Consider the following 16,681-nt stretch of genomic DNA (forward strand, 5'->3'; position numbering starts at 1 on the left):
AGACGGATTTATAAAACATTGAGGTCCCCCATAAGCTTTAAATCATCCATTAAATGGTTCGAATTTTGTACCGTGGGGTTCACCAGAAAACCAAAGAGTTGTAAGATGTATTTCTTGCAACTCTTTTTTGTTTTAGGAGATCCCAAAAAAAATGCTCTTCCGATTTACTTTTATCTTATCTTTTCAATTACCCATTGTAACATATTGTCCTCTCCCCGCGAAAAACTTTCCCATTTGTATTGTAGAGGAATATCGGGTTGCACGCCTTCAGAAAATTCTTCCTGAATACGAAACAGGCGTTTCGAGTAACAGATGATAAGTTTGGAGTTGGGAAGCTCAAAAGTGTCCATGTCCTGAAACCCGGTTGGATTGGAACCTGTAGGTTCGCCAACAATTTTTGCGTTTAGCAATTCGCGAAATAAGGCTGTGTTACTTGTTGCTGCCGAAAAAGTGACCTTGTCGGCCAGTACATAAACACCCGATTTCCAGTCAACCGGATCGGCAAGATTTAAAGCATTGGCCAAAACCAGACCGACATAAAGATCGCCACCGCCATTATTTCGCGAATCAATAACCAGTTCATGGATATTGTTTTGAAAGATATAGCCCACCATTTCTTCACCAATTTGCATCATCTCTTCAAAGGTTGGGTAGCTTTCAAAATGAATGTACAGACCATCGGTGCCTGAAATTGGAGCGTACCAAAAACCTTCAATTAAGGTTTCTTCCGGCTTTTCGATCTCGGGAACTGAGATTGTGAGTTCTACAAACTCTATAGGTTCGTTATCTGCAGAAACGCTTAATGTTTCTGTAAAAACAGTACCGTCGTCGCTTTTAAAGGTAAACGAGGCTTTGTCTTTTTCTTTGATGAGCTTTAATTCAAAAAGCACTTCACTAATCGGGAAATACTGTGCAGTTCTGATAATTGCTGAGTGCCGGTTTTCAACAAACTGCGCTACCTCGCTAACTTTTTGTGCTGCAATTGCAATTGGAGTTTCATCAACAGCAATAAGTTGGGTTCCCAATAGGTGATCGAAACCTTGGACTATTTTTACAATGCGCCAGTCGTTGCCAAATTGCTGGATTTCGAAGGGGAAATTATGAGTTTCCACACTGCTTAAGGAAATGGCGGTATGTCCGTCACCAATTTTCCGGGTCAGGCGCATCAGGTCCATTACAAGCTTAAAATCGGTTTTATTATATATCGATGACTTAATTAGCTCTAACTCGGAATCAAAGTCGGCTTTCGAAATTCTGTTGTAAATATCAATGTGTTTTTGCTCTAATCCGGTTTTATAGGCTTTCAGATCCTGCAGCCAAAATTCTTTTTCCATTTGCTGGGTGAAAACCTTTAAAACGGCAAGGCATAGGATTAATGTAACCAGTATGTTCTTCATTTATTACGTGTTTAAAAGCTTGCTGAGTTCATCAATATTGGTTCCGCTCAGTATTTGCACCGATTGGGTAATTTTTTCAATATCCCAATCCCACCACCTGAGTTTTAGCAGCGCTTCAATTTGCTCCTCTGAGAAACGTTTACGAATAGGTTTTGCAGGATTTCCACCAACAATGGAGTAAGGGGCAACATCTTTTGTTACGGTTGAATTTGTTGCAATAATTGCCCCATCGCCAATTTTAACACCAGGCATTATTGTTGCATTGCTTCCAATCCAAACATCGTTGCCAATTTCTGTATCGCCTTTGTGCGGATACGTTTTTCCTTCCATGGCATTTGCCCAGTCTTCTCCGAAGATAGAAAACGGGTAAGTAGAAATAGCGTCGGTAAGGTGGTTGCCACCATTCATAATAAACCTTACGCCCGATGCAATCATACAAAACTTGCCGATGATGAGTTTGTCGCCTACAAAATCGAAGTGGTATTTCACATTTTTTTCGAAGTTGTTCACGTCCTCAAAATCGTCGTAGTACGTGTAGTCGCCCACAATAATATTCGGATTTTTGATGATGTTTTTCAGAAAACACAAGCGGTCGTAATGGGGGAGCGGGAATGTTTTGTTTTTATCCGGGATATTCATGTTTGTTCGTTTTTAAGATGAAGAATCTATTTGACTGAATCATAAAAGAAATCAATTAGTTTATGCGTGCCAAATTTGGGAGCAACCATATCGAAGCCCATAGCAGTAAGGAAAAACTCAATAGGACCATAAGTTTTTTGAGGGAAGAAAGTACGGACAAAACCGATACTTGCTTTTCGCAGGAAATCGGGAAGATGTACAATTTTAATCTTTTTGCCGCTAGCTTGTAAAGCCATTTCCGCAATTTGGTTGTGCGAAAATATATCGGGGCCACCAACTTCAATTTCTGTTTCGTTTGTATTTATGGCATTGAAACAAACTTTTGCGAGGTCGGCACCGTGTATCGGATTTAATTTTTTATGGCCGTTTCCAAAAAGGTAAACGCTGCCTTTTTTTGCCATTTCCAGAAAGTCTTTCATATCAGAGAAAAATCCTGTTGGCCGGATAATAGTGTAATCAAGCCCCGAAGTTTTAAGCTCATCAACAAATCGTTCCTTTGCTTCGCAAATCTTCAGCTGCCGCATGTTTTGTCCGTTCAATACCGATGCATAAATGAATTTCCTAACGCCCGCTTCTACTGCCTCATTTAACAGGTTTTTGTTCGCCTGGTAATCAACGTCCATGTAAGTTAGTCCATCTTTCTGGCGGGTTATTCCAACGGTTGAAATAACCGTGTCGACTCCATTAAGTAGGCCTTTTAATGATTCCGGCAGTGTAAGTTCAGCTTTTACCTTTTGTAAATTCTTACTGTCGAAAGCGGCCAGTTTTTCCGTATTCCTTGCCAATGCGATTCCTTCAGCATTTGATTCGATTGATAGTTCCACCAAATATTTTCCTAAATATCCGGTAGCGCCGGCTATGGCTATCTTTTTCACTTTTGTTTGAGTTTTAGTTTACAGTTCATTCTTAATAATGGTATCACTAATCGTATTTCTGCTTGTACTGCTGTTGTATACGCTGTTGGCTGTTCTGGTTATGCCTCTATTTAGCAGAAAAACATTTTTTAAAGATCGGAATAATTTTTTTGCCCTTTTTCTTAACTGGTTTGCTTGGTAGAACTCATCATCTACAGCAGCAAAAATGTATAATGGGGTTTGAATCTTTGCCGCTTCAATTTCTGAAATTTCGGGGATTTGGAATATGTTCGTTGTCAGTTTTTCTTTTCTGAGTATTCTGAATCTTTTTACTGAAAAAAGCACTTTGGAAAAATACCTGAGCCGACTGGATTTAATAATTCCAGCCGGAGTAACCAAAAAGGTTTTGGCAATTCGTTTTTCGTCGAATGCTAAAGTTTTCAGGGCAATAAAACCACCCCGGCCAAAAGCGAGCAATATTGCATTCTGAACAGCTAAGCGCGATAAAATTTCGAACATCCATTTTCCGTACGAGTTGTCATGTAAGTTAAATTGAATCTCTGCTCTTGGGCCGGCTAAATTCGGCAGATCAACAGCATAAATCTTAAAGTCGTTTACCAGTTCTGTTAACGTTTCAAATTCGAGTGGAGCACATGTTTCAGCTCCGTGTATAAATACCAGCGCACGTTTGTTCTCGGTACCTGTAATCGCAATATTGGTGTCGCCGTAGGTGGTTTCAATAATCATTAGCTCATAGCGCACCGGCAATTCATCTAACTTTTGTCTGTACCTATCTGTAGTTTTTTGAGTGGCTTCTCCACTTCGAAAATAGGTGCTCATTGTTTTTCAGCATTCCTTAAAATAAGCGAAAGCACTTTTACCATAAGTACTACCGATTCTTTTACTTCCTCGGTTTGATTTAATGTGCCGGCGAGGTATACATCCAATTCCGGACAATAAAACATAAAGGAACCTGTGCTTCCGGAATGGCCGATAATGGTTAAATCCGGAAGTGTTGGAAACAATTTTCGAAAGGTGATTTTGCGCAGGCCAAAACCATATTCCATTCCATGCGTTTCAGGCACCCAGTTTTGCATTGCTTGTAGTGTTTCGGCTGAAATAATTTTACCCGAAAAAAGTGCCTGCTGGAATTTTATCAAATCGCTACCGGTAGAAACCAACCCGCCTCCGGCCCAATCCGCACTAAGACTTGCAATTGAGCTCACCTCAAAATCGCCTGCATAAGTTTCAGCCAACTTTAAAGTCTGCTCCAGTGGTGTTGAGCGTATATGCATGGAGGTGTGTTTCATTTCCAGCGGCTTAAAAAAGTGCTCCTCAAAATAATTGTGCAAGTTTGTTCCACTCAGTTTCTCTACGATTAAGCCAAGCAAAACATATTCCGTATCGGTGTAATTAAATCCGTTTCCGGGAACAAAAAGTGGCTCCATTTTCTGTTTTGCAAACTCAATGGTTTCCACTGGATCCCAGAATTTGTCCGGTTTACTAAACAGCAACTCCATCACATTGGCACGGCCGTCAATGGTCTTTCCTTCGAAATAATCGGGCAATCCCGACGTGTGTTGTAGTAAATGTGCAATCGTTATTTCAGCCGAATAATCCACCCCGTTGTATACATGCAGGCCTTGCATAATTGAATCGGGCAAATACCTGCTAATCGGATCGCTGAACTTCAGCTTATTTTGCTCCACCAATTGCGCGATGGCAGTTGCAGTAAATGTTTTCCCAATACTGGCTGTTAAAAACGGATTGTCGGAGCTTACTTTATCGCCACTCTGAAATGTACCATCTGTATAGTTCCAGTCGATAGAACGCGAAGGAGAATACACGCTCAGAAATGCATTGCGAATGTTGTTCTTCTTTAGTTGCTTTTGGAACAGTTCTTCTGTTTTTTGCTGTATGCCGGTATTGTTGTTGTTTGTGCATTGCAGAAATATTCCCAGTACAATGAATACTACTACTACTCCGAATTTTGACTTATTTACTATAGATAAATACATTGTATGAAAATAATTAAAATGCGTAGCCGATTGAAAATTCGCCTAAAAATCCATTCATAAAGGTGTAATCATCGCGGAATACATCTATGGCATCCAATGCTGCCTGGCTCGAATTATTCACTTTTAACTCGTCGTAAGCATAACCGTAACCCAAGGCAAAGTTTAGCGAAAGTCCACTTTTCCAAATCCAGCGTTTCCCAACATTCAGCCCAAGAGTGCACTCGGGTAGTTTGAAATTAAAATCTCCGGTTTCCAGCGCACCATCGCCTTTTATTTTGCGGTAGCGCGCAAAGGCGCCTGCATAAAAGGAGTTTAAACCTCCGCCAATGTGATAGCGGTAGTTTAATATCACCGCTTTTCCGCTTGATTCGATATTGGCATCGGAATAGGTGTCGGGAATCGTTTCCAGGTCGCCACGTAAAACCAGTCCGTGGTTTTCGCCAAAAAGATGCTCAACATTTGCCGAATAAAATCCAAAAGCAACTCCTCCCGGGCAAACATTTATGGTCGTGCGCGCCGGACTAATCCATCTCTCGTTCTCTTTTTTCGTGTTTTCATGGCTTTGGGCACTTGCATTTTGCACTAACAGAACGCTTAGTAACATTAAAACCAAATAAGGTAGTCTTCTTGTTTTTCTCATCGTTGTAGCTTTTTTAGTTGTTGTTTTCATTTCGATTAAATTTTGTTTTCTGTTGTTTTGAATTGTTTTATGCTACAAAGATGAAGCAGAAAAAAGAGTCAATCGTCCGAAAATGTAATTCCGCACTCATTGGTGAAAATCCGTACATTGAAGAGATTTGGAACCTTGAGAAGTTGTGGGGCGAGAAATGGGTTTTATCCTTTGCTGTTTTTTAACCAGTTGCCGGGCGTTATGCCTTCAGCTTTTTTAAAGTAGGCATTAAATACGGTTTTTGAATTAAAACCGCTTTCGTAAGCCATTCCTAAAATAGTGAGGTGGGCGTTTTTCGAATCAGTTGCAAGTTGTTTAAAATGGACAAGCCTGAATTGGTTAATAAACTCGTTGAAGTTCATGCCCGTTTTTTCGTTGATGAGGTACGAGAGTTTGTTTGGATGCAGATTGAGCATTTCGGCCAGCGTTCGTAAACTAAGCTGTGCATTCAGAAATGGTTGTTCCGTTTCGATAAAATTCACCAGTTTTTCAAGCTGTTTGTCTTGTTCCGGAAATTCTAATTCTGTATTTTTTTCTTTGGCAGTCACATGTTTAATTTCTTCTTCAAGAACAAAATTTGAAATGTGTAATGTACCGAAAGCATCAAATTTATGAAGTGGTTCAAGTGATGGGTCTTGCCTGAAATTAATGATTTGACCACGTTTTTGAGTAATATATTTACTCAATAATGCCATTGCTTCCAGCTGGTGCTCGGTATTGGCCAATATGAAAAGTTCGTACGGAACCATTTGTCGTTTGTCTTCGGCGGTTGATTCCCAGATTTTTAAAGTTGCTTCGGGCAGCGTTTTAAGACCTTTGTTTCGCACATTAAAATAGATCTGTTTTACTTCCGGATTGGGAGTATTGACAATAGCCTGTACAAATTCATCCTCTTTGTTCAGCCAGATCAGGCATAAAATCCGGAGTTCGCGGGCGAGCACAAAATCGGGATTTATTTGCAATGCCTTTTCTATAAGTTGTAGTGCCGTATCAAAATGGCGCTGGTAGTAATAAATGTGCGAAAGTGTGTAATAATGGTTGGCCGACAGCGGATCCACTTTCATGGCTTTTTGAATGTATTCTTCGGCTTCTTTAAAGTAACCATGAGAAAGAAGCAGTTCGGCCATTGCCTCCAGTCCGTCGGTAAATCGCGGATGCAGATTCAGTGTTTCAATCAATTGTTTGTAGGTGGCTTTAAAATCCCACTCCATCCAAAAAGTGCGGCCAATAAACGACTGGCCATATTCGGGAAGTGATTTATCAAGATCGCTGGCAATCATAAAATTTCTGATCGCTATTTCAAAACCTTGCTCGGCAGGCATATACCCCCAGGCAGCCAGCAAACCGTAACTTTGCACCAAACCGTAGTAGGCGCGTGCAAATTTTGGATCGAGTTGCACGGCAGCCTCGTAATATTTTGTTGCTTCGGCTATCGAATCGGCATCCCATTTTAATTGATAGAAATGACCTTTCAAAAACAGCTCATAGGCTTTCATGTTTGTGGTTGGTTCGCTTACCAGCTGCTCCTGAATGTTAAAGTGCCCAAAATTTTCGCGAATCTGGTTAGCAATAAGCAAACTTATTTCATCCTGAAGGGCAAAAATATCTTCAATTTCGCGATCGAAATTTTTCGACCAGAAATGTGTTCCGTCCGCTGCATTTATCAGCTGAGCTGTAATACGAACCCGGCTTTGAACTTTACGAACGCTGCCTTCGAGTACAGATGAAACGTCTAACTTCCGGGCAATTTCGCGCACATCAACATGTTTGCCCTTAAACGCAAACGAAGAGGTTCGCGCAATAACCTTTAACCCGTCGATTTTGGTTAACGCGTTAATTATTTCCTCGGTAATACCATCGCTGAAATATTCGTTGTCCGGGTCGGAGCTCATGTTCACGAAAGGGAGAACAACAATGGATTTATCGGTATGTATATGGGACGTTTCTTCACCCATTTGGTTGTTAGCTACTTGTTTTTATGCTGTATCTAACAAAATAAGTGGTTCTTGGTTGATAAGGCCACAAAAAAATATGTAAATAATTATACCGTTAAAGTTTTCTCCTTTTTAACCGATGCAACAATAACATAAACCAACAGCGAACCTGCAATTCCAAAAATATTGGCATCCAGTTCAAACGGAAGCTCTATTCCCGACAGGATGAGGAACAACGTTAATGAACCGCCGGTAAGCATGGATAACAGTGCTGCTAACTTATTCGGGTTTTTGGAAAACAGAGCTGCCAGCACCGGAATAATCATTCCCGAAACCATAAACGAGTAGGAGTGGAGCATTAAATCCAGAACGCTGGTCATTTTTAAGGCCAGTAACAATGCTATTGAGCCAATTATCAAAGTCAGTAACTGCGAAAGAAGCAAACTTCTTCTTCCGTTGTGCAGCCGGAATACATCGGTTAACAAGTTGCCTGATGCAGCCATTAAACAGCTGTCGGCAGTTGACATGATGGCCGAAAAGTAAGCCGATAAAACAATACCCAGGAATCCAACCGGAAGTATGGTTTTTAGCAATACCGGAAGTCCCATTTCAGCATCGAGGTTGGCAGCGTTGTAGCCCGGTAGTAGTTGGTTTTCCATTGCCACACGTGCAAACATGCCTAAAACCACACCAATAAATGCCATTAAAGGGTATTCAAACAGTCCGGCAATAAACCAGCCGCGTTGTGCCGTTTGTGTATTTTTTGCCGCGTAAATCCGCTGATAAAGTGTCATTCCGATAAACCAGATCGGTATAATGGTAAACATCCAGTTAACAATTTGCTGCCAGCTTACCGAACGAAGCGATAAAAACTCAGCCGGTAATGTTGCCGAAATAGCTTCGTAGCCTCCAATACTGGTATAGGCGAAGGGCAGGCCGACAAAAATCAACCCGGCCATTAGAATGATCCATTGAATCGTATCCGTATAAATTACCGCTTTTAAACCACCCAGTACGGTGTAAACAATGGCAATTGTTCCCATAATCAGCAGCGCCTTATCAATGCTAAGCCCGTCGAACGTAGAGGCCGCCAGTTTAGCGCCTGCCAGAATTTGCGAACTGGTAAAGCCGAGGTATCCGATGGCCGATATCAGCCCGGCAATGAGGGCTACTCGTTTGTCGAAAACGTACTCAAGATACTGCGGAAAAGATAAAAATCCTTTTCGGCGTGCCAGCCCCGAAACTTTTGGAATGAGAAGAACACCGCTAAGCCAGGCTCCCAATAGGCCGGTAAACAAAAGCCAGCTACCAGATAATCCCATGGTAAAACCCAATCCACCCAAACCGATGGAAAAACCTCCGCCAACATCAGTAGCTACCACCGATAACCCGATGTGAATACTACTGAGTTTACGTCCACCAACAAAATAATCGTCTGTATTTTTATTTTTGCGCAGAAAATAAACACCAACGCCAAGCATCGCCAACAGGTATACGCAAAAAATAGAGAGATCAATCCACCCCATTATTTAATATCAACATTAAGCTTGAGGTATGAAGATTGGTCAATACGTTTCACAAGACCTTTATTAAGTAAGGAAGAAATTAACTCCTGGCCTCTTCTGGCCGACAGTTTAAGGTCTTTGATGATGTCGCCATAAACGTATTTTTCTTTTTCGTTTAATAATATTAAAATGTCTTTTTCAAATTGATTACTGATTTTCTGAATGTCAATTGTTTCTTTACTCATATATTTTCTCGTTCATTTTTGGTTCTGATTTTCCTTTTCCGTCAATTCGTTGAATCTGCTACAGTTTTTCCAGCCTTTCATTCCTCGGTTACAAAACACGTTTCTAAAAAGTAGCAAAGGCATATCCTTTGATTTCTCCTCTCCTTTATAAAGAGGGCAGGTTTTTGCAAAATGACATCGGTATCCCAGGTTCATATCAGATATGTTTATATAAAATGTTTAAACTTTCAATCTTTCCGGCAATGTTCGTATTCTTTATTAAAGTTCCCGAATAACAATAATCCATCTTCAGGAAGGTTTTTGTCATTCCTATCGAATTTAACCGGGCCATCGTATACAAGGTTGTAATTCCCTGTTCTTTCATCGATTTTTCGAGTGCGTTTAATAACAGCACCGACAGGTTTTTACCGCGCTGGTCGGGTAGGGTGGCAAAGTCGGTCATTTCGGCATTTTTGCCTTCTTTGTCAATTTCGGCCGATGCCAGAGCTACCAGTTTTCCATTCGATTCAGCTCCGAAATACTGTGTTCCATCCTGAAATGTTTTTAGCACGTACTCCTGATTATTGATCGGAAACGGATAAGTTACAAAAACTTCGCGATATATGTCGGTTATTTGCTCATAGTCTTCTTTTTCCAGCTTGCGAACAGTTACATTCGAATAGTCTGTACCATTTGGCGTAATCGAATCCTGCACCTTTAGCATCTGGCTAAGGTTGTTCAGTTTTTCCGTTTCAATATCTAAAAGCCGGTCGGAATTCAGAAACTTCGAAACAAAAAACGCAGCTTCATTGTCGTTGTAAAACGCCGGTATTTGTGCTTCGGATAAAAACCCGTTGGATAGAAATACCGGGGCGGCGTGCACCGGTATTTTACAAACAATTTTACTGTACTTGTTTTCTCTTGCCAGCGTATTTATTTCTTTAACAATTTCCGACGGGCAATCCGTGCTACCCAATTTCATCAGGTAGACACGATCGTTTAACTGCCCGTGTTGAATTATGCTTCCGTTGCCTAATTTTTCAATTTTATCCTGCATCTTCTTCCCTCCTTATCATTCGTTCGTTGTCTTCGGGTATCAACGATATCGCATCGTCGGTATCCGATAGTAATTTTTCAATTCCAATTGCGTCTTCTTCTGCACCCTCTTCAATTTTTAAGTCGAGGTTACAATTTTCACAGTTTCGGTCGCACAATTTTGCTTCGTACGAGTCGGGTTCTTTATAGGTTGTTATTACTCCTTCGTAATTGCGCAACACCACTTTGTTGGTCGACCATGAAATAATATAATTTGGCATTACCGGAATTTTACCTCCTCCTCCGGGTGCATCAACCACATACGTTGGGCGGGCAAAACCACTGGTGTGCCCGATAAGGCTCTCCATAATTTCAATACCCTTACCAATTGGTGTTCTGAAATGCGAAAGTCCTTCCGAAAGATCGCACTGGTAGAGGTAATAAGGTCGTACCCGGTTTTCCACCAACTTGTGGAGCAGCGATTTCATAATCCGAGGGCAGTCGTTTACATCGGCCAACAGAACCGATTGGTTACCCAAGGGAAATCCGCCGTTGGCCAGTTTTGCCAATGCTTCTTTTGATGAGGCCGTAATTTCTTTCGGATGATTAAAGTGCGTATTAATCCAAAGTGGCTGGTATTTCTTTAAAATCGAAACCAGTTTATCGGTAATCCGGTAAGGAAGTACCACCGGCATTCGTGTACCAATTCTTACGATCTCAACATGTGGTATTTTTGTTATTTCCGACAAAAGCCAGTCAATTTTTTCATCAGGCAACATAAAAGGGTCGCCACCCGATAATAGAACATCACGTACATGCGGGTTGCCGGCAATATAATCGAGCCCCTTTTGCAATTGTTCTTTTGACGGCACGTAGTCGATATCGCCAACTTTACGTTTACGTGTACAGTGACGGCAATACATGGAGCAAATATTACTTACATGAAATAATACGCGGTCGGGATAACGGTGTGTAATCCCTTCAACCGGGCTGTCGCTGTCTTCCGATAGCGGGTCTTCCAGCTCAGATTTTAAAGTAATAAGTTCTTCAACCTGGCCAAACGACTGTTTAAAAACCGGATCGTTTTTGAAATCTTTCTTGTTAATTAGCGAAAGGTAATAAGGCGTGATAGACAAGGGGAATTTGTCGAATGTTTCTTTTAGGTTTTCCCGTTCATTCTCATCAAATTTAACGCCTAATAGTTCTTCAAACTTTTCCAGTGTTTTTATGGAGTGCCGTAGCTGCCACCTCCAGTCTTTCCACTTCGAAAGTTGCGCTTCTGTCTCAATTTTGTGTGCAATTGTCTGCTGTCTGTTATTATAAATCATACATATTTTTTTACTCAAAAGTTGTTTTTGAGTATGTTATGAACTAAAATGTTATGTCCGTTATCTGCGAATAGAATCAGTTCGGAACATACATCAGCCTAATGTTACGGATGTTGTTCTCAACGATTACTTTCTCTGCTGCGCTTAGGTTGGGTTCGGGTACGATGATGTGAAGTTTTCCGTGTCTTTCTTTGGTGAAATGCGCGAAAAAATTCCATTTTTCTGTATCAATATTATTGGTTAACTGAATTTCGTAAATGTTGGTTTCACCGTTTTTTTCGGTGGTTATAATATCAGGAATAAAACCATTATCCTCCGTTTGCGTTGTAATAGGAGAAGAAGGAATATAGTTTTTTAGTAACCCGGTTTGTAACGACATCTCGTATGCCTGTTCTTCCAACTGGGGAACAATTGACTTTGCTACCTGCTTTTTTGTTAAAGAAGTTATATTCATATTTGAAAATAGTTTCTAAGCGAACAAAAATACAAAAAAAAGCGGGCATGCAAATTCATGTAGCTTTTAAATTCATTGTTAATAATGAATTTACATAAGAGGAATGCAACTTTCTGCAGATAATAATATATTTGTAATTTAGAAATAATTTCTATAGAAATAATACACTATGAGTAGATTAATAATTGCCTCAAACAGGTTACCTGTAATGATAAACAGAAGTGCAGATGGAATGACTATAACTCCCAGTGCCGGAGGTTTAGCTACAGGTTTGAAATCATATCACAAAGACAGCAACAGCGTTTGGATAGGCTGGCCGGGTGTGATGCCCGAAACAAAAAAGGAAGAAAAGGAAGTTATCGGTTTGCTGGAAACCGAACAATGCCTGCCTGTATTTTTAAACGAAGAATTAATTACTAATTATTACGATGGGTTTAGCAATGCAACGCTTTGGCCCTTGTTTCACTATTTTGCCGAGTTTACTGAGTTTAACGAATCGTATTGGGAGTCGTACAGCAAAGTGAACGAAATGTTTGCCGATGCGATTATCGAAAACGCAGAAGAAGGCGACGTGGTTTGGGTACACGATTATCAATTGTTGCTTTTGCCCAACATCCTTCGCGAAAGACGCCCCGATTTAACCATCGGATTCTTTTTGCATATCCCGTTTCCATCATACGAGTTAATACGTATACTTCCGTGGCGCGAGCAAATTGTAAATGGACTGCTGGGAGCCGATCTGATTGGTTTTCACACCTACGATTATGCCCGACACTTTATTAGTTCGGTGAAACGTTTGTTAGGACACGATGTTGATTTTAACCAGATAAAACTGGAAAACCGTCAGGTGATGATCGATGTATTTCCGATGGGTATTGATTATAAGAAGTTTGAATCGCATGCGCTGGAAATCCAAAGCAAACCCATTCAGGACCGATCGAAAGAACACCAGGATATTGACCGGTTCCTGTTAAGTATGCCAAACCGTAAATTAATTCTGTCGATCGACCGTTTGGATTATACCAAAGGTATTCCGCAGCGTTTAAATGCTTTCCGCGAGTTTTTAATGAAACATCCGGATTACCGCGAAAGAGTTTCGTTGATTATGCTTACCGTTCCGTCGCGAACGGATGTGGAGCAGTACCAAAATCTGAAAAACGAGATTGATGTGTTGGTGGGGAATATTAACGGTGAATTTGGAACGCTGAACTGGAACCCGGTAATTTATTTCTATCGTTCGGTTCCGTTCCATAATCTGATTGAGTTGTACAGCTCGGCCGACGTGGCTTTACTAACACCGCTAAGAGACGGAATGAACCTGGTGGCTAAAGAGTATATTGCATCAAAAGTCAACAAAAAGGGTGTTCTTATTTTGAGTGAAATGGCTGGTGCATCGAAAGAGCTTGGAGAAGCCATTTCGGTGAACCCGAATAATATCCCCGATACGGCCGATGCAATTTACAGGGCACTCACCAAACCCGACAAAGAAATGGAGAAAGCCATAACGGCCATGCAACAGCGTATAAAACGTTACGATATTCATAAGTGGGCTTCGGAGTTTATGAAGGCATTAAATAAAACGATTGAAAAACGCTCGGAGCATCATGCACGAAAAATTACAGCCCAGTTAAAGAATAAGATCTTCACGGATTACAATGATAAGCAGTCGAAAGTTTTGTTCCTGGATTACGATGGAACTTTGCAACGTTTTTTTGCGAATCCGCAGGCGGCTAAACCCGATGAGGACTTGTACAAGTTGCTCGATAAACTGGCAGCCGAGAAAAATACAACGCTGACATTGGTAAGCGGGCGCGACAGAGAGACTTTCGACCGCTGGTTTGGAAAAAGAAAATACAATTTAATTGCCGAACACGGAGCCTGGTTAAAAGAAAAAGGCAAAGGTTGGGTAGAACGTAAACCTGTTCATACCGAGTGGAAAGAGAGTATTTTGCCGGTGCTTGAATCGTATGTCGATCGTACTCCGGGAAGTTTAATCGAAGAGAAAACCTATTCGCTGGTTTGGCACTACCGCAAAGCCGATATCGAGTTAGGCGTGTTGCGTGCGCTTGAATTGGTGCACGATATTTCAAACCTGATCTTTAACCAGGATTTGGAAATACTGGAAGGGAAAAAGGTAGTAGAGGTAAAAGTTTCGGGAATAAATAAGGGAACGGCTGCAACCGACTTTTTACATGCTAATCCTGCTGATTTTGTGTTGGCTATGGGCGACGACTGGACCGATGAATTCTTGTTTAAAGAATTACCCGAAGGGGCACATACCATCAAAGTAGGTACCGAAAATTCGGCCGCAAAATATTTCGTAAACAACTACAAGGAGGTACGAAGTTTTTTGAATGAGCTTGTAAAATCATAGTTAAAAATAGCTTCGTTTATAAGCTTTCTGTTAATACTAATTCAAAAATCATTAGGTTGCGGCCATGGATAATTTGAACTACTCGATAATCGGAAATTGCAAAAGTGCTGCATTAATTTCCGACAAGGGATCGATTGACTGGTGTTGTTTGCCCGATTTTAATTCGTCGTCGGTGTTTGCAAAAATACTCGACGAAAAAAAAGGGGGGAGCATGGAGTTCCTGGTAGACGATAGTTATGAGATTAAACAAACATACATAAGAACAACAAATATTGTTTCTACATTTTTTCAGAATGAAGATTCGTGTTTTGAGGTTGTTGATTTTATGCCTCGTTACAAAACAAGCGAGTTCGGGCATTTTACCCCTCCGGATATTATTCGGTATATAAAGTACAAATGGGGGGAACCTAAATTTAGGGTTCGATATAATCCAAAAGTGGAATACGCCCGTTTTAATACAACAACGATAGCCGAGGAGGAGTACATCAAGTGTTACACCACCGAAGGAGATTACGACTCGTTGTACCTGTATACCGACCTCGATAAAGAAGATATTTTGCAGGAAAACGAAATTACCTTAACTGATAATGCGTTTATCCTTATTTCTTACGATCAGAAACTGCTGAATCAAACGCTGGAACGGCAATACCTGAAACTTCAGAAAACAAAAGTGTATTGGCTGGAATGGGCCAACAAGCTTACATCGTTTAAAAAATACAACAACGAAATTGTTAGAAGTGCGCTTGTTCTGAAGCTGTTGAGTTACGATAAATCGGGAGCTGTTTTGGCGGCTGCCACAACTTCGTTACCCGAAACAATTGGCGAGGAGCGAAACTGGGATTATCGTTTTTGCTGGATTCGCGATGCGTCGATGGTAATAAAGGTAATGTCGAGCCTGGGGCACCTGAATACCGTGAAGCGTTTTATGAAGTTCATTATCGATATTATTCCCGATAAGGATGAGAAGATACAGATCATGTACGGCATAAATCGCGAGAAAGTACTCGAGGAAGAGACTTTGGATCATTTAAGCGGTTATAAAAATTCGTATCCGGTTCGTATCGGGAATGCGGCTTACATTCAAAAACAGAATGACATTTACGGAATTCTGATGGATGTTATTTTTCAACAGTTTACCGAATTTAAGATTTCGCTTGAAGACAGTGAGTCGCTGTGGACAATCGTGCGTAGCATCGTAAAAACGGTAGCCAATAACTGGACCAAACCGGATAAAGGGATTTGGGAGATTCGAACCGACGACCGCCACTTTACCTTCTCGAAAGTGCTTTGTTGGGTAGCAATCGACAGGGCAGTAAAAATTGCCCGATTTATTCACAAAGAAAGATATGTGGCGGAATGGCAACCACTCGCCGATACCATAAAAGAAGATATTTTTAAAAATGCCTGGAACGAAGAAGTTGGCGCATTTACACAGTCGTACGGATCGAAAGATCTCGATGCTGCCACGCTGCTGATGCAGTCGTACGGTTTTATCGATGGAAAAGACGAACGTTTTGTAAAAACGGTGCTGGCCACCGAAAGGGAGCTTTGCGAAGATGGATTAATGTACCGGTATAAAAACGAGGATGATTTTGGTTTGCCAAGTTCGTCGTTTACTATTTGTACCTTCTGGCTCATTAATTCGTTGTATGCCATTGGGCAGCGAAAAAGAGCAAAGAAATTATTCGATAAACTACTAACGTATAGCAACCATGTGGGGCTTTTTAGCGAGGATATCGATTTTAAAACCAAACGTTTGCTGGGGAACTTTCCACAGGCCTACTCGCATTTGGCTTTAATCGAAACGGCTATAAACTTCTCGAAAGGGCAGACCACCGAGGATGAGCAGATTCTGGACGCGATTCACTGATTGTTTGGCTTGAAATTGCCATTGCTTAAGTTGAAATCGTGATTGCTTCACTTGCAACGGTCGTTGCTTTAGTTGAAACTGACATTGTTTCAGCTAAAGCTGACATTGCTTCAGTTTAAGTGCTTGTTGCTTTGGTTTAAGTGCTTGTTGCTTTGGTTTAAGTGCTTGTTGCTTTGGTTAAAGTGCTTGTTGCTTTGGTTAAAGTGCTTGTTGCTTTGGTTAAAGTGCTTATTGTTTTAGTTGAAGCGATGGTTGCTTTAATCGAAGTACTTATTGCTTCAGTTGAAACACGTATTATTTGATTAAACGTTAGAAAACGCTATACCCGGCGATGGGAAATATTTGCCACGAAAATTGCCGGTTTGCTTTATAATTGCTC

At 40.9% G+C, this 16,681-nt stretch carries 15 protein-coding genes; 3 read left to right on the top strand and 12 right to left on the bottom strand.

Annotated elements, in window-relative coordinates; genetic code table 11:
* Positions 1–170 precede the first annotated feature (170 nt).
* The 12 genes from ABZB17_RS10365 to ABZB17_RS10420 all read right to left on the bottom strand — a co-directional run bounded on the left by ABZB17_RS10365 (position 171) and on the right by ABZB17_RS10420 (position 12,058).
* Positions 171–1,397: a S41 family peptidase gene (locus ABZB17_RS10365; RefSeq protein ID WP_372649981.1), complete on the bottom strand. Its 1,227-nt coding sequence runs from the start codon at positions 1,395–1,397 to the stop codon at positions 171–173.
* A gap of 3 nt (positions 1,398–1,400) precedes the next feature.
* Positions 1,401–2,036, bottom strand: a complete 636-nt coding sequence (locus ABZB17_RS10370) for a CatB-related O-acetyltransferase (RefSeq protein ID WP_372649983.1) — start codon at positions 2,034–2,036, stop codon at positions 1,401–1,403.
* 26 nt (positions 2,037–2,062) lie between these two features.
* Positions 2,063–2,911, bottom strand: coding sequence for an SDR family oxidoreductase (locus tag ABZB17_RS10375; RefSeq protein ID WP_372649984.1), 849 nt, complete (start codon positions 2,909–2,911; stop codon positions 2,063–2,065).
* Positions 2,912–2,929: 18 nt separating this feature from the next.
* Positions 2,930–3,730 carry an alpha/beta fold hydrolase gene (locus ABZB17_RS10380; RefSeq protein WP_372649985.1) on the bottom strand — a complete coding sequence of 267 codons (801 nt, stop codon included), beginning with the start codon at positions 3,728–3,730 and terminating at the stop codon, positions 2,930–2,932.
* Positions 3,727–4,908, bottom strand: coding sequence for a serine hydrolase domain-containing protein (locus ABZB17_RS10385; protein WP_372649986.1), 1,182 nt, complete (start codon positions 4,906–4,908; stop codon positions 3,727–3,729). Before ABZB17_RS10385 ends, ABZB17_RS10380 begins: the two co-directional genes overlap by 4 nt.
* 13 nt (positions 4,909–4,921) lie before the next feature.
* On the bottom strand, positions 4,922–5,548 hold the full coding sequence (locus tag ABZB17_RS10390) for a hypothetical protein (protein ID WP_372649988.1): 627 nt from the start codon (positions 5,546–5,548) through the stop codon (positions 4,922–4,924).
* Positions 5,549–5,742: 194 nt separating this feature from the next.
* A complete protein-coding gene (locus tag ABZB17_RS10395; RefSeq protein WP_372649990.1) occupies positions 5,743–7,470 on the bottom strand; it encodes a helix-turn-helix domain-containing protein in 1,728 nt (575 codons plus the stop codon).
* Positions 7,471–7,619: 149 nt separating this feature from the next.
* On the bottom strand, positions 7,620–9,038 hold the full coding sequence (locus tag ABZB17_RS10400; protein ID WP_372649992.1) for a sodium:solute symporter: 1,419 nt from the start codon (positions 9,036–9,038) through the stop codon (positions 7,620–7,622).
* Positions 9,038–9,262: a hypothetical protein gene (locus ABZB17_RS10405; RefSeq protein ID WP_045032664.1), complete on the bottom strand. Its 225-nt coding sequence runs from the start codon at positions 9,260–9,262 to the stop codon at positions 9,038–9,040. The genes ABZB17_RS10400 and ABZB17_RS10405 overlap by 1 nt, the downstream gene beginning before the upstream one ends.
* Before the next feature lie 196 nt (positions 9,263–9,458).
* Positions 9,459–10,298: a putative beta-lysine N-acetyltransferase gene (gene ablB, locus ABZB17_RS10410; protein ID WP_372649994.1), complete on the bottom strand. Its 840-nt coding sequence runs from the start codon at positions 10,296–10,298 to the stop codon at positions 9,459–9,461.
* Entirely contained in the window at positions 10,288–11,604 is a 1,317-nt protein-coding gene (ablA, locus tag ABZB17_RS10415; protein WP_372649996.1) for a lysine 2,3-aminomutase, read from the bottom strand. Before ablA ends, ablB begins: the two co-directional genes overlap by 11 nt.
* A 76-nt stretch (positions 11,605–11,680) precedes the next feature.
* The gene (locus ABZB17_RS10420; protein WP_372649998.1) at positions 11,681–12,058 is read right to left on the bottom strand and encodes a hypothetical protein; all 378 of its coding nucleotides are present in this window, start codon (positions 12,056–12,058) and stop codon (positions 11,681–11,683) included.
* A 169-nt stretch (positions 12,059–12,227) separates the two neighbouring features.
* On the opposite strand from ABZB17_RS10420, the gene ABZB17_RS10425 reads away from it, so the two are divergent.
* The 3 genes from ABZB17_RS10425 (at position 12,228) to ABZB17_RS10435 (ending at position 16,604) form a co-directional block, all read left to right on the top strand.
* Positions 12,228–14,432: a bifunctional alpha,alpha-trehalose-phosphate synthase (UDP-forming)/trehalose-phosphatase gene (locus tag ABZB17_RS10425; protein WP_372650000.1), complete on the top strand. Its 2,205-nt coding sequence runs from the start codon at positions 12,228–12,230 to the stop codon at positions 14,430–14,432.
* Between the two features lie 64 nt (positions 14,433–14,496).
* On the top strand, positions 14,497–16,302 hold the full coding sequence (locus ABZB17_RS10430; protein ID WP_372650002.1) for a glycoside hydrolase family 15 protein: 1,806 nt from the start codon (positions 14,497–14,499) through the stop codon (positions 16,300–16,302).
* Positions 16,303–16,475: 173 nt separating this feature from the next.
* Positions 16,476–16,604 carry a hypothetical protein gene (locus tag ABZB17_RS10435; protein WP_372650004.1) on the top strand — a complete coding sequence of 43 codons (129 nt, stop codon included), beginning with the start codon at positions 16,476–16,478 and terminating at the stop codon, positions 16,602–16,604.
* Positions 16,605–16,681 lie beyond the last annotated feature (77 nt).

It is taken from the genome of Draconibacterium sp., from assembly GCF_041583095.1.
Classification (GTDB): Bacteria; Bacteroidota; Bacteroidia; order Bacteroidales; family Prolixibacteraceae; genus Draconibacterium.

What these genes read in the sequence shown, in the direction of transcription:
- ABZB17_RS10365 (WP_372649981.1), bottom strand. Translation starts at nt 1,397, where the DNA reads ATGAAGAACATACTGGTTACATTAATCCTATGCCTTGCCGTTTTAAAG.
- ABZB17_RS10370 (WP_372649983.1), bottom strand. Translation starts at nt 2,036, where the DNA reads ATGAATATCCCGGATAAAAACAAAACATTCCCGCTCCCCCATTACGAC.
- ABZB17_RS10380 (WP_372649985.1), bottom strand. Translation starts at nt 3,730, where the DNA reads ATGAGCACCTATTTTCGAAGTGGAGAAGCCACTCAAAAAACTACAGAT.
- ABZB17_RS10385 (WP_372649986.1), bottom strand. Translation starts at nt 4,908, where the DNA reads ATGTATTTATCTATAGTAAATAAGTCAAAATTCGGAGTAGTAGTAGTA.
- ABZB17_RS10390 (WP_372649988.1), bottom strand. Translation starts at nt 5,548, where the DNA reads ATGAGAAAAACAAGAAGACTACCTTATTTGGTTTTAATGTTACTAAGC.
- ABZB17_RS10395 (WP_372649990.1), bottom strand. Translation starts at nt 7,470, where the DNA reads ATGAGCTCCGACCCGGACAACGAATATTTCAGCGATGGTATTACCGAG.
- ABZB17_RS10400 (WP_372649992.1), bottom strand. Translation starts at nt 9,038, where the DNA reads ATGGGGTGGATTGATCTCTCTATTTTTTGCGTATACCTGTTGGCGATG.
- ABZB17_RS10405 (WP_045032664.1), bottom strand. Translation starts at nt 9,262, where the DNA reads ATGAGTAAAGAAACAATTGACATTCAGAAAATCAGTAATCAATTTGAA.
- ablB (WP_372649994.1), bottom strand. Translation starts at nt 10,298, where the DNA reads ATGCAGGATAAAATTGAAAAATTAGGCAACGGAAGCATAATTCAACAC.
- ablA (WP_372649996.1), bottom strand. Translation starts at nt 11,604, where the DNA reads ATGATTTATAATAACAGACAGCAGACAATTGCACACAAAATTGAGACA.
- ABZB17_RS10420 (WP_372649998.1), bottom strand. Translation starts at nt 12,058, where the DNA reads ATGAATATAACTTCTTTAACAAAAAAGCAGGTAGCAAAGTCAATTGTT.
- ABZB17_RS10425 (WP_372650000.1), top strand. Translation starts at nt 12,228, where the DNA reads ATGAGTAGATTAATAATTGCCTCAAACAGGTTACCTGTAATGATAAAC.
- ABZB17_RS10430 (WP_372650002.1), top strand. Translation starts at nt 14,497, where the DNA reads ATGGATAATTTGAACTACTCGATAATCGGAAATTGCAAAAGTGCTGCA.